At 42.6% G+C, this 14,633-nt stretch carries 15 protein-coding genes and 1 other annotated feature; of the genes, 9 read left to right on the forward strand and 6 right to left on the reverse strand.

Features of this window, described 5'->3' with window-relative positions; translation table 11 throughout:
* Positions 1-9 precede the first annotated feature (9 nt).
* Positions 10-783 (reverse strand): hypothetical protein, encoded by a 774-nt coding sequence (locus ACIGG7_RS22060; protein WP_397551038.1) that lies wholly within the window; start codon positions 781-783, stop codon positions 10-12.
* A gap of 412 nt (positions 784-1,195) precedes the next feature.
* Here ACIGG7_RS22060 and ACIGG7_RS22065 point away from each other — a divergent pair, with 412 nt between their 5' ends.
* From ACIGG7_RS22065 to ACIGG7_RS22075, 3 genes are all read left to right on the forward strand, one after another.
* Entirely contained in the window at positions 1,196-2,371 is a 1,176-nt protein-coding gene (locus ACIGG7_RS22065; RefSeq protein WP_224945253.1) for an FtsW/RodA/SpoVE family cell cycle protein, read from the forward strand.
* Positions 2,372-2,423: 52 nt separating this feature from the next.
* Positions 2,424-2,629 (forward strand) — a binding site (T-box leader).
* A 46-nt stretch (positions 2,630-2,675) separates the two neighbouring features.
* Complete coding sequence (gene argS / locus ACIGG7_RS22070) at positions 2,676-4,364, forward strand: arginine--tRNA ligase (RefSeq protein WP_224945251.1); 1,689 nt, start codon at positions 2,676-2,678, stop codon at positions 4,362-4,364.
* A 196-nt stretch (positions 4,365-4,560) separates the two neighbouring features.
* On the forward strand, positions 4,561-5,142 hold the full coding sequence (locus ACIGG7_RS22075) for a YqaA family protein (RefSeq protein ID WP_397551039.1): 582 nt from the start codon (positions 4,561-4,563) through the stop codon (positions 5,140-5,142).
* 51 nt (positions 5,143-5,193) lie between these two features.
* Here the strand turns inward: ACIGG7_RS22075 and ACIGG7_RS22080 are convergent, their stop codons facing one another.
* The 3 genes from ACIGG7_RS22080 to ACIGG7_RS22090 all read right to left on the reverse strand — a co-directional run bounded on the left by ACIGG7_RS22080 (position 5,194) and on the right by ACIGG7_RS22090 (position 6,781).
* Positions 5,194-6,093 carry a diacylglycerol/lipid kinase family protein gene (locus tag ACIGG7_RS22080; RefSeq protein ID WP_397551040.1) on the reverse strand — a complete coding sequence of 300 codons (900 nt, stop codon included), beginning with the start codon at positions 6,091-6,093 and terminating at the stop codon, positions 5,194-5,196.
* 170 nt (positions 6,094-6,263) lie between these two features.
* Positions 6,264-6,548 (reverse strand): hypothetical protein, encoded by a 285-nt coding sequence (locus ACIGG7_RS22085; protein WP_224945246.1) that lies wholly within the window; start codon positions 6,546-6,548, stop codon positions 6,264-6,266.
* Positions 6,549-6,631: 83 nt separating this feature from the next.
* Positions 6,632-6,781, reverse strand: a complete 150-nt coding sequence (locus ACIGG7_RS22090; protein ID WP_098351100.1) for an Lmo0850 family protein — start codon at positions 6,779-6,781, stop codon at positions 6,632-6,634.
* A gap of 138 nt (positions 6,782-6,919) precedes the next feature.
* Between ACIGG7_RS22090 and ACIGG7_RS22095 the strand changes: the two genes are divergently transcribed.
* The 6 genes from ACIGG7_RS22095 to ACIGG7_RS22120 all read left to right on the forward strand — a co-directional run bounded on the left by ACIGG7_RS22095 (position 6,920) and on the right by ACIGG7_RS22120 (position 12,698).
* Positions 6,920-7,567, forward strand: a complete 648-nt coding sequence (locus ACIGG7_RS22095; RefSeq protein WP_224945245.1) for a CAP domain-containing protein — start codon at positions 6,920-6,922, stop codon at positions 7,565-7,567.
* A 147-nt stretch (positions 7,568-7,714) separates the two neighbouring features.
* Entirely contained in the window at positions 7,715-8,128 is a 414-nt protein-coding gene (locus ACIGG7_RS22100) for a CBS domain-containing protein (protein WP_224945236.1), read from the forward strand.
* 212 nt (positions 8,129-8,340) lie between these two features.
* Positions 8,341-8,508, forward strand: a complete 168-nt coding sequence (locus ACIGG7_RS22105; RefSeq protein ID WP_224945234.1) for a hypothetical protein — start codon at positions 8,341-8,343, stop codon at positions 8,506-8,508.
* Positions 8,509-8,831: 323 nt separating this feature from the next.
* Positions 8,832-10,265 carry an alanine/glycine:cation symporter family protein gene (locus ACIGG7_RS22110; RefSeq protein WP_397551041.1) on the forward strand — a complete coding sequence of 478 codons (1,434 nt, stop codon included), beginning with the start codon at positions 8,832-8,834 and terminating at the stop codon, positions 10,263-10,265.
* Positions 10,266-10,374: 109 nt separating this feature from the next.
* Entirely contained in the window at positions 10,375-11,823 is a 1,449-nt protein-coding gene (gene cls, locus ACIGG7_RS22115) for a cardiolipin synthase (RefSeq protein ID WP_397551042.1), read from the forward strand.
* A gap of 617 nt (positions 11,824-12,440) precedes the next feature.
* Positions 12,441-12,698, forward strand: coding sequence for a YpbS family protein (locus tag ACIGG7_RS22120; RefSeq protein ID WP_224945225.1), 258 nt, complete (start codon positions 12,441-12,443; stop codon positions 12,696-12,698).
* A 97-nt stretch (positions 12,699-12,795) separates the two neighbouring features.
* On the opposite strand, the gene ACIGG7_RS22125 is transcribed toward ACIGG7_RS22120, so the two are convergent.
* Positions 12,796-13,068, reverse strand: a complete 273-nt coding sequence (locus ACIGG7_RS22125) for a DUF2187 family protein (protein WP_397551043.1) — start codon at positions 13,066-13,068, stop codon at positions 12,796-12,798.
* Between the two features lie 288 nt (positions 13,069-13,356).
* Entirely contained in the window at positions 13,357-14,529 is a 1,173-nt protein-coding gene (locus ACIGG7_RS22130) for an MFS transporter (protein WP_224945223.1), read from the reverse strand.
* Between the last annotated feature and the right edge of the window lie 104 nt (positions 14,530-14,633).

Here is a 14,633-nt window from a genome sequence, read left to right on the forward strand (position 1 = left end):
CACGGCCTCTCATTTAAGCAGAGCACTCCAGCTCTTCGTCTTGCGGTCATAGGATAATAATCCGTTCGCAGGGGACTTGCGAATCTGTTCATAATCCTCCGCCATTTCATCCATATCATAATAATCCCCCATCACCCAGATGGGAATTTCAATTTTCCCTCTTGTCAGGACAGCTTTTTCAAGGGAAATGACCATCCCTTCTTTAAGCTTGTCCCTAAAGGAATGAATGACTTCCTTTCCGATCACAGGGTAAGGCTTTTCCTTTTTCATACCGAACAGTCCTTTCCCACCCTTGATGGAGCTCAGCTTTGATGAAAGGGTCGATCCCAGCATATGATAGAAGTCCTCGAAGTCACGGTAATAAACCTTATTGAACCAGCCGTCATCATGCGAAAGATAGGCGTAGCGATTATTCAGCTTGGAATAAAAAGGAGGGTTTAACGGCTGCTTGATATGCCCCATATAAAGCAGTTCCGCAATTTCCTGACCGTTCAATTCATCGACTCCAACTTCCTCTTCAAAGTCAATCCAGCAGAAATCCCCATAGTTTTGAACCCCGTCGTTCATAATCTTTTTCATTTCGTCCTTTTCTACATATTCCATATGGGTATGTATATTAAAAGCACCATGCTCGTACTGATGCTTTATGAGAAGTAAGTTCTTTAAGGGTTTACGGGCATTCATAACAAATTCATTGAAATGAATTCCGTAAGAAACGACGTATTGACGCTCCGGATTCTTATGAACATAGATGATATCTTTAACTCGATTATTTGCCTTCAAGAACATTCCCTCCATCTGATTAACACGGTGCACAGTTCATATTTTCTATTTTATCAAATAAAGAAGACACTTGTTCTTTTCTATTTCATTTCAAAATGATGACAAAAGTCGCAGGGAATTGTCGAAAATAGTCATATCCCGGTACTACAGACTGTATGGATTTTAAATTAGCACTATTTTTAATAACAAATGCCCAGCACAAATATGTAATAAATGGAATTCTCTCTCTCTATTCTTTCCATGAGCCCTTCTGCTATCTACATTTCCAATGAACTCATTTCCCTGAGTGCTCCAAAGTACCCGTCCAATCCCGATAGAAGTTCAACGATTTCTCCGGTCATGAGTAGAAATTTCCCTTCATTTCTATTAGACTAGGGAATGTGAAATCTTTAGAAATTCAGGTGAATAGAATATGGAAACTCGCCAGCGATTTGCTGATAAGATCGATTGGGGTCTTCTCTTTTTATTAATGCTGTTCTTCATCGTAAGCGCAATGGGAATCAGCAGCGCCCAGACCTCAGGGCAGTATGGAACAAACTTCGTCATTAGACAAGCATTTTGGTATGTAGTGGGTGGAATCATTATTGGGGCAGCATTATTCCTGGATTCGGATCAGTATAAGCGGCTTGCCTGGTACATATACGGTGCGGGCATTTTCTTGCTCGTGTTATTATTGATTTCACCAGAGAGCATCGCACCTCATCGGAATGGAGCCAAAAGCTGGTTCATGCTGGGACCGCTTGGGTCTATACAGCCTTCAGAATTCATGAAGACATTCTTAATCCTTGCTCTTGCGCGCGTCATTACCAACCATCATGAACTTAATCCAAGAAAAACCGTACAGACAGACTTTCAGTTGTTAATTAAAATCGGCTTGACCACCCTTGTTCCCCTTGCTTTCATCATGCAGCAGCCGGATTTAGGGACATCACTGGTCATATTGGCCATTATGACGGGGATCATCCTCGTTTCAGGTATTACGTGGAAGTTGATCGTTCCCATTTACGCATCCATCGGGGTGATAGGAGCGGGCATCCTTTCACTCGTGATTTGGGCACCAGAGATATTGGAAAAGTACTTAAACGTAAAGCCATATCAATTCGGCCGGATTTATGCCTGGCTAGACCCTTATAACTACGCAAAATTGGAGGGTTTTCACTTAATCAACTCCCTTAATGCCATTGGTTCGGGTCAGATTTTCGGAAAAGGCTACAGCGACCGGGAAGTGTATATCCCGGAAAACCATACGGACTTTATATTCAGCGTCATCGGTGAAGAGTACGGGTTTATCGGTGCAAGTGTCGTCATCAGCTTATACTTCCTGCTGATCTATCATTTGACCAAGACGGCCCTTGATACGAAAGAGCCCTTCAACGCTTATGTGTGTGCAGGGATTATCAGCATGATCACATTCCACGTGTTCCAGAACATTGGAATGACGATTCAATTACTCCCAATCACCGGTATCCCCCTTCCGTTCATCAGCTATGGGGGAAGCTCACTGATGGGGAATATGCTGGCCCTCGGCCTCGTGTTCAGTATGAGGTTCCACCACAAAACGTATATGTTTTCTTCAGAAGATTCCTAATTACTGGTTGCATTCATCCTCAGGATGTGTAAAATAATAGTAATTAGATATCGAACATTCAATGAAGAAGAGAGTAATCCTGACGTAAATCAAAAGCGAGCCGGGGGTGGTGGAAGCCTGGTGTGAAACCATGGATGAACCGCACTTCTGAGAAGTTTTCCCCGAAATCGGAGTAGGGAAAAGCCGGGATCTCCCGTTATACAATGAGTGTCCTTATTGGAAATAAGAGTGGTACCGCGAGCTAAACTCGTCTCTGTGTAGAGACGAGTTTTTTTGTGTTTTATATTAATGGAGGTGTTCTAAAATGGATTTGAAATCTTTACTGGCTCATGAAATAAAAGCACAGCTCCTGCCTGATTGGAGCGAAAATGTTCTGTGGGATTTGATTGAAACCCCAAAACATAGTCATCTGGGTGACCTGGCTTTCCCATGCTTCCAGCTGGCTAAAGTCTATAAGAAATCCCCCGTACAAATCGCCAATGAATGGTCTGTCACCTTTACCTCTCCCCTTTTCACCAAGGTGGAGGCAGTAGGTCCTTATCTTAATATTCACTTCAACCGGGCAAAAGCAGGGAAGGAAATCGTTTCAGATATTTTGGGAAAAGGGAAGGATTATGGAACACAAACCTTCGGAGAAAAGAAGACCATCGTATTAGACATGTCCTCCCCCAACATCGCCAAACCATTCTCCATGGGGCACCTCCGTTCAACGGTCATCGGGAATGCCATTGCAACCATCGCTGAGAAATGCGGCTACTCGACCGAGAAGATTAATTATATCGGGGATTGGGGTACACAATTTGGAAAACTGATCGTCGCGTTTAAAAAATGGGGAGACCCCGAAAAAGTGAAAGAAAACCCGATCGCCGAATTATTCGTTCTATACAAAAGGTTTCATGAGGAAGCAGAACTCGATCCCGGCCTTGAGAATGAAGGGCGAAGAGCCTTTAAGCTTTTGGAAGATGGGGATGAAGAAGTCACGGAGCTTTGGAAATGGTTTAAGGATGAATCACTCCAAGCCTTCAAAACGATCTACTCCTTACTGGGTGTTAAATTCGACTCCTATAACGGGGAAGCATTTTTCAATGATAAGATGGATGAAATCGTGACATTGCTTCAGGAACACCAACTTCTTGAGGAGTCTCAAGGGGCCCAAGTTGTTCGGATGGATGAGGGGAATCTGCCTCCCTGCCTGATCAAGAAATCGGATGGAGCCACTCTTTATGCTACAAGGGACCTGGCAGCCGCCCTCTACCGGAAGCGTCAATATCACTTTGATGAAGCCCTTTATATCGTCGGCCAGGAACAGACGATCCATTTCAAGCAAGTCATGACGGTGCTGAAAAAGCTTGGATATGACTGGGCAGATGACATGAAGCATATTCCATTCGGACTATATCTAAAGGATGGAAAGAAGATGTCGACACGTAAAGGCAGGGTCATCCTTCTCGAAGAAGTGCTCCAAGAAGCAATCACAATGGCGGAGGAGAACATTACGCTGAAGAATCCCGGCTTAGAAAATGCACCCTCAGTCGCAAGAGATGTCGGAGTAGGTGCTGTCATATTCCACGACCTAAAAAACGACCGTCTCAATGATATTGAATTCTCATTGGATCACATGCTTACTTTTGAAGGAGAGACTGGTCCTTATATCCAATACACATATGCCAGAGCCCAGTCACTGCTCAGGAAAGCAGGAGAAACCTATTCCCTGAAATTTGATGGTCTTGATGATGCCGAGAGCTGGGAAGTGGTCAAACAGCTCAGGTTATTCCCGGAAATCATTGAAAAAGCCTGGCAGCACTATGCCCCATCCGTCATTGCCAAATATCTAATCGACACTTCACAAAGCTTCAATCGATATTATGGTAAAACGAAAATCATTTCAGAGGACCCACAGAAGAAATCCCGCCTTGCGCTGGTTCAAGCCGTCGGGATTGTCCTTGCTGAAGGTTTAAGATTACTCGGGATAAATTCTCCTTCGGAAATGTAGAATTCTAAAAGATTCTGTCACTATTTCCCGAGAAATAGTGTTTCCTGAAAAGATATGAAACTCCTGAAGGAATCTGCATTTTAAGTATTGAAGTGATATGAATTGGATATTTCATGACTCCCTATATGAAAAGTGATATACTTTCTTATGTTCTGTTCTAATTGAAACTAACGCTTTTTTTATAAAGGAGAGTACAATGTCTGAACTACTTCATACTTTCGAAGCCTGGTTATTGGATTACGGTGTTTGGGGACTGATTCTTGTTTCATTTGCAGATTCATCTTTCTTTCCCATCCCGCCTGATGTGTTGCTGATTCCTTTAGCGATCGCCAACCCTGACAGTGCATTGCTGTATGCACTTTATACGACAGCAGCTTCTGTCATTGGAGCCCTTTTCGGCTGGTTGATCGGTAAAAAACTTGGTAGACCGATTCTTGTTCGATTATTCTCAGAAGCACGCATACAAAAAGTAGAGGAATACTTTACTAAATTCGGCCCTATGGCCCTTCTGATTGCCGGACTGACACCTGTTCCTTACAAGATCTTTACGATTTTCGCAGGGGTTTCCGGTGTGAAAATCAGGGTATTGGTGATTTGGTCCATCATCGGAAGAGGAATTCGTTTCTTCCTGGAAGGAGCCATCATCCTGACGCTCGGGGCAAAGGCAAAGCCTTTCATCGAGGAAAACTTTACATTCCTTACCCTGGCAGCAGGTTTAGTATTGATTGCTGCATATCTCGTCTACTTAGTCATCAAAAAGAAACAACGCACTCCCTGATGACTTTCATTAAAAAGAGCATGGCGTACACTACTGTACCCATGCTCTCTTTTATTCAGTAGATCCCACTACAAAGCGTAAATGCTTAGGTAACACTTTCAGCGATTGCCTGCTTCCTTCGTATAATTCCCCGTCCATATCAAGCTTTTCATTCTGACCGAGCTCAATATGTGCTTCCTTTGCTTGAATATGCATGATATCATCATACTCCTCGCTGATGTTGCCCGTACTTTTAATCACAAGGAATTCCTTTAACAACGGAAACCCACTTTTCTTCACAACATAGATGTCCATTAAGCCATCATCTATGCTGATACAGGTCGGTAGTGGATTGGACCCGATGGAACGTCCATTGGCGACCAGCAGCATGACCACTTCTTCTTCCACTACATCATCTTCCGTCGTGACCTTCACATTTAAGATCGGGGAATCCTTGATCGATTGGAATGCACTGATATAATAGCTCAGTTTTCCAAGGACGCTCTTGGATCCCACATCTATATTATCGCTCGTCTGGGAAACCAGTCCTGTTCCCCAGAAATTACTGAAATATCTTTCACCGGCTTTGACGATATCGATTTCCTTTTCGAAAGGTCGTTCGGTAATGAGTCGGACGGCTTGTCCTATGTTCATGGGGATATGTAATGAACGCGCAAAATCATTGCATGTCCCACCTGGAAGGATACCTACCATTGGACGTTCCTTCAGGGCCGACAGCCCATTGATCGATTCGTGGATCGTACCATCACCGCCCATGATCACAACCAGCTCATATTGACTTCCGGTTTCTTTACAAACCCTCTCGGCATCACCTTTTTCTTTCGTCTTATGGATGATTAGATTCGAGCAAATATCCAATAAAGGCGGTACAGCATCTTTCAGCAGAACCTCGAGAGTCCCTTGACCTGCCTTGCCATTGCATATGAGTAATATATCTGAAAACCTTGCCATGAATGTCGTCACCTAATTTCTCAATTAATTTTTCAAATAAAAAGAGGCTGACCCAAAACGATGAGTGGATATCATCCTTATAGGACCAAGCCATATTCTATCAAAGCATCTATTTATATCTGTGGAATTTCCGGCTTAGAATCCAATGAATCTTGGGTCAACCTCTTTTACTACGCAGTACTGGAATCTTCCTGAGGGACGTGGAGTACAGATCGATGAGCTATTCCGAGACGTCCTTTAATGTAGCTTTGGGGGTCATAGGGAATATGCTGATTCTGCATACGATGAAGTTCCATTTCCGCAAACATGGCCAGGGCACGACACACCTGATCTAAAGCCATGCTTATCCGTTGAGGATCTGAAAGCTGCTCCCTGCTCATACAGTAGTATGAAATTTCATCTGCCTTCTTTCTGATTTCCTTTAATGCTTGTGGATCAAACATCATTCTCTCCATGCCTAACCCTCCTCTTCACCTTACCTATAGTATATCGGTGAGAAAAGGGAATTATGTCTGTCCGACAACTCTGGATGTATGTGTTATGAATCTTGTGTTAACGTCTTAGGTAATGGTTGATACTGCTTTAGTGAATGAAGGATTTCCCGTCTTGATTTCGTTTTTGAAATATTCACACCGACGTTCGACAATTTCGTTATCACTTTTTTAAAGCGATCGTTCTCCTTTACCACGTTATTCACCTCTTTTTATTAAATCGTTACCTATTTGTACGTTTTACTCAGTAAAAGGTTTCACTTAATGTTATATGATTTCCCTTTTCCCTAAAAATGAAACGATAATCCTATTTTTACACATTTCAGAAGAATAATTTGTTTCGAATTACACAATTTATACTCATGAAGACGAAACTATCCCTCATACTCATCACATCGTTCCTTGTATTTAGTCTATTTGATCTACCTTTAGTAACCGCTGAAAGTACGTATACTGTAAAAAAAGGAGACACTCTTTGGACCATTTCCAAGAAGTTTCGGATCGAGTTGTCAGAAATGATCGGGGCCAATCCCCAATTGACAGATCCAGATATCATTTACCCCGGCCAAATCATCCATCTTCCGGCTATACGTTCTGAGGATGCATTTGAAGACAGGTTCGCTACATTGATCAATCGGGAGCGTCAAAAAAATGGACTTTCTCCTGTTCAAACTGACAGTAAACTCTCACAGGTCGCCCTTTATAAGTCCCGTGATATGAGAGATGCAGGATATTTCTCTCACAGGAGCCCAACATACGGGTCACCTGATGATATGTTGAAGAGCTTTCACATTTCATACAGCCAGGCAGCTGAAAATCTGGCCGCGGGACAAATGAGTTTCGAGGAGGTTGTGCAAGAGTGGTTGGACAGTCCTGTTCACAGGAATAATATTCTCAATCCATCTTATACTCATATGGGTGTGGGATATGCCAAGGGCGGTGCCTACGGTACATACTGGACGCAGCTGTTCATTACAAAATAAAGATGAACGGGGCGAGGTCCGTCCCTCTTACTGTATGAAGTACTAACAAAGCTCTTTAAATAAATGGAAACTCATATTGAGAATATCTGAGGCATTATGAAGGATAATAAATGGTGTACTGCCATTATGATCAAGGGGGAATTTTTCATGCAAGTACGTGATATTATGTCGACAAATGTAGAAGCCGCTTCTAACCAGGATTCATTAGAGAGCGTTGCGTCTAAAATGAGTTCCAGAAATGTTGGTTCCGTTCCCGTTGTTGAAAACGGGCAGGTTGTCGGGATGATTACAGACCGTGATATTGCAACTCGTGGACTGACTCAAGGTGCACAAGGAAATGTCTCTCAGGTCATGTCACAGCAAGTGGTGACCATTTCTCCGGATGCTTCTGTCGAAGAGGCATCGGCGCTTATGTCCCAGCACCAGGTACGCCGTTTACCGGTAGTAGAAAACGGACAGCTTGTCGGGATGTTGGCTTTAGGGGATTTGGCAGTGCAGCAGCAATCCGATCAAAGTGCAGGAAGCGCTCTAAGCGGAATCTCTCAAAATCACCTTCGTTAACGAAAAAGCGAGCAATCTCTTTATGTTTGTTACAAATAAGGGGCTTTTTAAGCCCCTTATTTGTCATTTAAAAAGGTCCGTCCCTCTATTCGACTGATTGCGACTTGAAGGAGGGTATATCGTCATTATTTTCATGTAAAGGGAGGATTTTCTTTTTTTATGACGAATATGTGAAATAATACTATAGGTGTTAGTGGAGGAGGATGTTTTGTATGAGCCGTGCCGCACGATCGTATCGGAAGGAAGTTCGTCATTTTAAACGTGAGAACCGCAAAAAAGTCTTCGCCGACAGCATTCTTGATTTCTTATTCATGTTATTTGGTATTTCAATGATTACGGGTATCTTATTATTTGTTTTAGGATTTTGGAATTATTATTAAGTCATGATCTCATTTATTCATATTAAAGATAATAATCGATTTGTCGCCATGGATTTCTATGGCTTTTTTTTGTGGGCGATTTACTACTTCTACCGAAGAAAATATTATTTAAATAGAACAATAAAAATTATTTTGAGATAATTAATTACATAGATACTTTTGTCCGATGATTGAATAGAAACCCTTTATTACTATGACAAAATAGTTCGACCCTCTAAATACATTTTTGGTAATATTTTAATATTCAGATAATAACTTGACTTTTATTTCAAATTTTCAGATAATATTACGTGTAACCGATACAAATTTCTGAGGGGGTTATCATGGATATCTTAAACCATTTAGTCACGGAAGCGAATTCGATTCTTTGGGGGTATATTTTAATCGGTGTACTTCTCATTTTAGGACTATACTTCACCATCGGATCTAAATTTGTTCAAATCCGTCATATAGGAGAAATGTTTCGATTATTAGGCGATAAAGATGTTGTGGAAGCAGAAGGAGAAAAGCATATATCTTCCCTGCAGGCATTCTTTATTGGAGCAGGTACTCGAATTGGTACAGGTAATTTAGCAGGAGTAGCCATTGCCTTAGCAATTGGGGGACCTGGAGCGGTCTTCTGGATGTGGCTTGTTGCCATTCTAGGAGGAGCCAGCGCCTTTGTTGAAAGTACATTGGCCCAGATTTACAAGGAGAGAGATTCAGTAGGATTTAAAGGCGGCCCCGGCTACTATATGAAGAAACAACTGGGCAAGCCTTGGATGAGTTCGATCTTCGCAGTCACTATCATCCTTTCCTTCGGTACAACCTTTAATGCCGTTCAAAGTAATACGATCGCAACGGCGTTCAGTAACTCATTTCATATTAATACATTCGTTATTGGACTAATATTGGCAGGATTGACCGCACTGATCATCTTTGGAGGAGTTAAGCGTATTGCTAATTTTTCATCCTTCATCGTTCCGATCATGGCAGGTTTTTATATTGTACTGGCATTATACGTCGTCATTACGAATATTACCGAAATGCCCGGTGTCATCGCCCTTATCTTCAAAAGTGCCTTCGGCTTTGACCAAGTGGTCGGCGGCGGGATCGGTGCCGCTATCATGAATGGTGTAAAGCGTGGATTATTCTCCAATGAAGCCGGTATGGGTAGTGCACCGAATGCAGCTGCTACGGCATCTGTTTCCCATCCGGTAAAACAGGGGTTCATTCAGGCGTTAGGAGTATTCTTCGATACCATTCTGGTCTGTTCCGCTACGGCGTTTATCATTCTGACGTCAGATGCTTACGGATCAGGTTTGACGGGAATTGAATTATCTCAGGCAGCCATGTCTGAACACTTTAACTCATGGGCAGGTATTTTCCTGGCGATTGCCATCTTCACCTTTGCTTTCAGCTCCATCATCGGAAGCTATTATTACGGGGAAGCCAACCTCCCATTCATCAACAAAAGCAAAACCGGTCTTTTAGTCTACCGTTTCATTGCACTAGGAATGGTGATCTTCGGTTCTGTTGCAAGTCTCGATATCGTTTGGAGTCTGGCAGACTTCTCTATGGCACTGATGGCCCTTACGAACTTGATTGCCATCGGAATCCTGGCTCCGATTGCCTTTAAAGCACTGGACAACTACATGACTCAGCGCCGACAAGGATTAGACCCTGTCTTCTATGCTGATGATATTCCAGGATTACGAGGTGTCGAAAGCTGGCCGAAACGTGAAAGAGAAATGACTAAAAAGGCAGCAAATGAATAAATCATTTTCTAAAAAAGAGCAGACTTCTGCTCTTTTTTTCTTGTCATTTTTTTCTATTCCGTTCTCATGTATACTAGTCATAGAAAGTTAGTCAAAGGAGCCTTGGCATATGAGTATCCTATCTACACTTCTGGGGATATTATTTTTCCTGAACCTGATCCTTGCAGCCGCCATCATCTTTCTCGAGCGTAAGGATGCAGGTGCGACATGGGCCTGGCTGATGGTATTGTTTTTCATTCCATTACTGGGATTCATCCTCTACTTAGTCTTTGGCCAAAATTTGACCAGGAAACGGTTGTTTGACTGGGAAGATATGAAGAAAATCGGAATAGAAGGCTTGATCCAAAACCAGATCCATACGTTGAAAGAACATCGTTTTCCTTTTAAGAATGACATTTCTTCCCGCTATCAGGACTTGATCTATATGCATCTGATCAATAATGATGCTTTACTGACCCAGGATAATGAAGTCAAAGTATTTACACATGGAGAAGACAAGTTTAAAGCACTATTAGAAGACATAGAAGCTGCACAGGATCATATTCATATTCAGTATTATATTTTCAAAAAAGACCAGTTGGGACAACGAATCTTGGCTAAGCTCGTTGAAAAAGCCCGAGCAGGAGTCAAGGTCAGGGTCCTGTACGATGAGATGGGGTCCCGGCGAACGAGGCGGGGATTCTTTAAAGAACTCCTCTCTGCAGGTGGCGAAGTGGAAGTGTTTTTCCCCTCGAAGATACCATTTGTCAATCTACGGTTAAATTATCGTAATCATAGAAAACTCGTGATTCTCGACGGGAAGGTCGGGTATGTCGGTGGTTTCAACGTGGGGGATGAATACTTGGGCTTGAACCCGAAGTTCGGGTATTGGCGGGACACCCACCTGAGAATCGAAGGCAGTTCGGCTCTGGCCATGCAGACCCGCTTCATATTGGATTGGAATCAGGCCAGCCGGTCTAAGAAGATTGCATACGACCTGCGATTCTTCCCTCTCTCTTCCTTTACGGGCGAAGCAGGCGTTCAAATTGTCACATGCGGTCCCGACTCGGAATGGGAACAGATAAAAAACGGTTACATCAAGATGATTTCGTCAGCTAAAAAATCCATTTTCATTCAAACTCCTTATTTCATTCCAGACGTCAGCCTTCTTGATTCATTGAGGATCGCTGCTCTTACGGGCGTGGATGTCCGGATTATGATTCCGAATAAGCCCGACCATCTATTCGTATATTGGGCTACGTATTCTTATATCGGTGAGCTGTTGAAGGCGGGAGTGAAAATTTATATTTACGATAACGGGTTCATACATGCCAAAACCATCGTAGTAGATGAGTCCATCTCATCTGTCGGCACAGCCAACATCGATGTGCGAAGCTTCCGCTTAAACTTCGAGGTCAATGCCTTCTTATATGACCAGGAACTCTCTGAACACTTGAGCTCAGTATTTATGGATGACATTAAAAAAAGCCGGGAATTGACCTTGGAAGGATACCATCAACGACCGATTATGATTAAAGTGAAGGAGTCTATTTCGAGGCTGCTGTCCCCTATTTTATAAAAATGGCTGTTTTCGTAAACATTATTGTTTTAGAAGAAGCGAGTTGTGGTTGATTTCCGCTCCAGGTGCTCGTTTTCCGCGGGGCTGGCGGTGAGCCTCCTCGGACTAAAGCCCTGTGGGGTCTCACCTGTCCAGCATTTCCCGCAGGAGTCGAGCACCTTCCGCTCCAATCAACTGTCCAAGCATAACTTTTTCAGTATAACCATGTAAATGTCAGGATTACTTATCCAAACCATTTTCTTTTATGCAGTGATAGAATATATCAAATATACTAATGCTCTTTCTATTTATTTTTATGAACCATTCAGCTCTGTCAACAATTGCCTCTTTAGAGGGTGAGGGGAAATGCGGAGACTCCTGCGGAAGACGTGCGCGTCGAGACCTCGGAAGCGAATTTTGCTGAGGAGGCTCGGCCGAACGTCCGCGGAAAGCGAAGCAGTTCCCTTCACCCTCCAGCACATACTCATAGACAGAGCATGGATGAATCGTAGGCTGATAGAAAAAGCAACAACGTTGCCGAAAAGAACCAATAAAAAAGAATGTTCGACATTGCCATCAGGTGTTGGAAGAAGGCATAATAGAGGTAATGTGTGAAAGACATAGAGAGGAATGAGATCATGAGTGTTCATAAAGAAATTTCCAAGCATTCCAACAAACAGAACCAACTGGTTCAACAATTTATGATACTGGATGACCAACGGGAAAGAGCGATTGAAGAGGCTGTTCAGCTTTGTTCTGCCGGTAAACCATTTACAACGGATCGCATCAATCATATTACGAATGAAATAAATGTCCTTGCCCGCCAAGGGGTTGTACCGCAAAGGAAGCTCGTCACAATCGACATGGTCGAGGAGTACGTTGGGAGAATGAGCTAACCCGTATAAATATTAGACAATGTAAAAAGCCCTGACGCATCTATATCCAAGTTCTTGGTGAAGATGCGTCAGGGCTTTTTATGTTGGATGAAGGAACTTACGCTTTTAATGCACTATTCCACCCATCATAGACAAAGACAGGCTGTGAATCATTGTCCGCTCGTTCGATTACCACATAGTTTTTATGTGCTACGACCGTTTGATCATCCGGAAGGTCAAGCTTTTTCGCCATCTCCCTATCCATTTTAACAATGACGGTATTTTCTCTTAAGGTTGTAACGACACCATTAATGACTTGTTTCTTTCTTCTAAACTGAACAGTATCCCCAAGGTTGGCGTTTTCTTTCGAGTAAACGAATGTATTTTCCATTTTATAATCCCCTTTTTATATCATTTATAAGTTTCTCTGTTTAATTGAAAGAATTTTCTAATAATATTATTTTAACCTGTATTTATGTAAATTTCAATGAATGACTTAACCTTTTTGTACCACAATTTAATAAAGTTAAAACCTTTCAGGATGCTTTTCTTGGTGGATGAATCGGTTCAGACCTTTTCCTTATGTATACTTCCATACCCAATAAGGAAAATCCTTCCTTTTTAATCATTTTATAAAAAATAGACATCCATGAATTCATGGATGTCTGATATTCCTCTATTAATAAGCCAATGCATTCTTTTTCTCTTCTTTCATGAGAACGAAGCATAAGAAAATACCTATAAGTGATAATACGGCAAAGAAAAGGTACACCGTGTAGATGGAGTATGTTTCATAGATGAAGCCTCCCACAAAGGTGCTGAACCAGTTTCCCAGACCGTTTCCAATGGCTGAATATACGGTGACGGCTGTGGCTGTAATGTGAGCCGGTGTAATTTCTTTTATATACCTCAGCCCTGCGGGAATGAACAGGCCAATGGCAAGGCCCTGCATGACGGCTGAGGAGTAGACGAGCCAAAGACTTGGTTCTGTGAAGTAAAACAACCAGCGGATCATGGAAGCGGCACCTGCTAGTGCTGCTACGGTCAGGAGACCAAACCGATCAATCCACCCTCCGGCAACTCTCATAAACGGTACCTCTGATAATACAGCGATTAAGAAAGCAAGACCTATTCCAGCGTACGTACCACCGGAATCTTCCACAAACAATCCAAAATAGACATTGTTGGCTAAATTCGGTCCGAACACCAGGAATGTGACAGCCAGGAAAATCAGGAATTTCTTCATTGTGAATAGCTCCTTCATCCCTGCTTTTAAATCGAGCTTGGCAGCCGCTCTCTCTCTAGGAAAACGGAAGGAAAGGAAACCGGCAAGGACGAGGCAGATAAAGAACGAGTAGAAAATGATCGTCGGACCGATGAAACCTTCCGATAGTCTCCCCATGGTGAAGACTGCAATACCGAATCCCAATGATCCAAACAGCCGGATGTTTCCGTAGTTGTAGCGGACTTTACTTGTATACTTCAAACTGATACTGTCCGAAACCGGGATGATCGCACTTTGGAAAATCGCCACCAGGATGGCGACCGCCAGCAAACCATAGTACATATTCATAAATAAATAGCCAAGTGCAAAGATACCGGCAATCAAAGAAGTCAATCCCAGCACTGCAGTAGGACGGTTCGTTGTGTCACTTACCATCCCCCATATCGGCTGAAAAAAAATCATCATGATGGGACCGACGGACATGATGGTTCCAATCTGATATCCATTCAATCCGACGCTTTCACTTAAATACACACTGAGTAACGGGTATAAACTGCCAACCCCGAAGAACGTCAATAAATAAAACCCTTGTAATGTAAAAATTTGATTTCGTACAGTTCTCTCCACTACCGTATCCTCCAAGATGTTTTTTGTCTATCTTATAGTAGACCCTGACTGTTCAATTGTCTATGAATTCATGCCTTTTTATGGATAAAGTCATACTTTTTCAG

Origin of the sequence: Rossellomorea sp. NPDC077527, assembly GCF_044542955.1 — a bacterium.
Classification (GTDB): Bacteria; Bacillota; Bacilli; order Bacillales; family Bacillaceae_B; genus Rossellomorea; species Rossellomorea aquimaris_E.

Excerpts from the sequence above, each read along its gene's own strand:
- ACIGG7_RS22065 (WP_224945253.1), top strand. The coding sequence starts at position 1,196 with ATGGAAACTCGCCAGCGATTTGCTGATAAGATCGATTGGGGTCTTCTC.
- argS (WP_224945251.1), top strand. The coding sequence starts at position 2,676 with ATGGATTTGAAATCTTTACTGGCTCATGAAATAAAAGCACAGCTCCTG.
- ACIGG7_RS22075 (WP_397551039.1), top strand. The coding sequence starts at position 4,561 with ATGTCTGAACTACTTCATACTTTCGAAGCCTGGTTATTGGATTACGGT.
- ACIGG7_RS22080 (WP_397551040.1), bottom strand. The coding sequence starts at position 6,093 with ATGGCAAGGTTTTCAGATATATTACTCATATGCAATGGCAAGGCAGGT.
- ACIGG7_RS22085 (WP_224945246.1), bottom strand. The coding sequence starts at position 6,548 with ATGGAGAGAATGATGTTTGATCCACAAGCATTAAAGGAAATCAGAAAG.
- ACIGG7_RS22100 (WP_224945236.1), top strand. The coding sequence starts at position 7,715 with ATGCAAGTACGTGATATTATGTCGACAAATGTAGAAGCCGCTTCTAAC.
- ACIGG7_RS22105 (WP_224945234.1), top strand. The coding sequence starts at position 8,341 with ATGAGCCGTGCCGCACGATCGTATCGGAAGGAAGTTCGTCATTTTAAA.
- ACIGG7_RS22110 (WP_397551041.1), top strand. The coding sequence starts at position 8,832 with ATGGATATCTTAAACCATTTAGTCACGGAAGCGAATTCGATTCTTTGG.
- cls (WP_397551042.1), top strand. The coding sequence starts at position 10,375 with ATGAGTATCCTATCTACACTTCTGGGGATATTATTTTTCCTGAACCTG.
- ACIGG7_RS22120 (WP_224945225.1), top strand. The coding sequence starts at position 12,441 with ATGAGTGTTCATAAAGAAATTTCCAAGCATTCCAACAAACAGAACCAA.
- ACIGG7_RS22125 (WP_397551043.1), bottom strand. The coding sequence starts at position 13,068 with ATGGAAAATACATTCGTTTACTCGAAAGAAAACGCCAACCTTGGGGAT.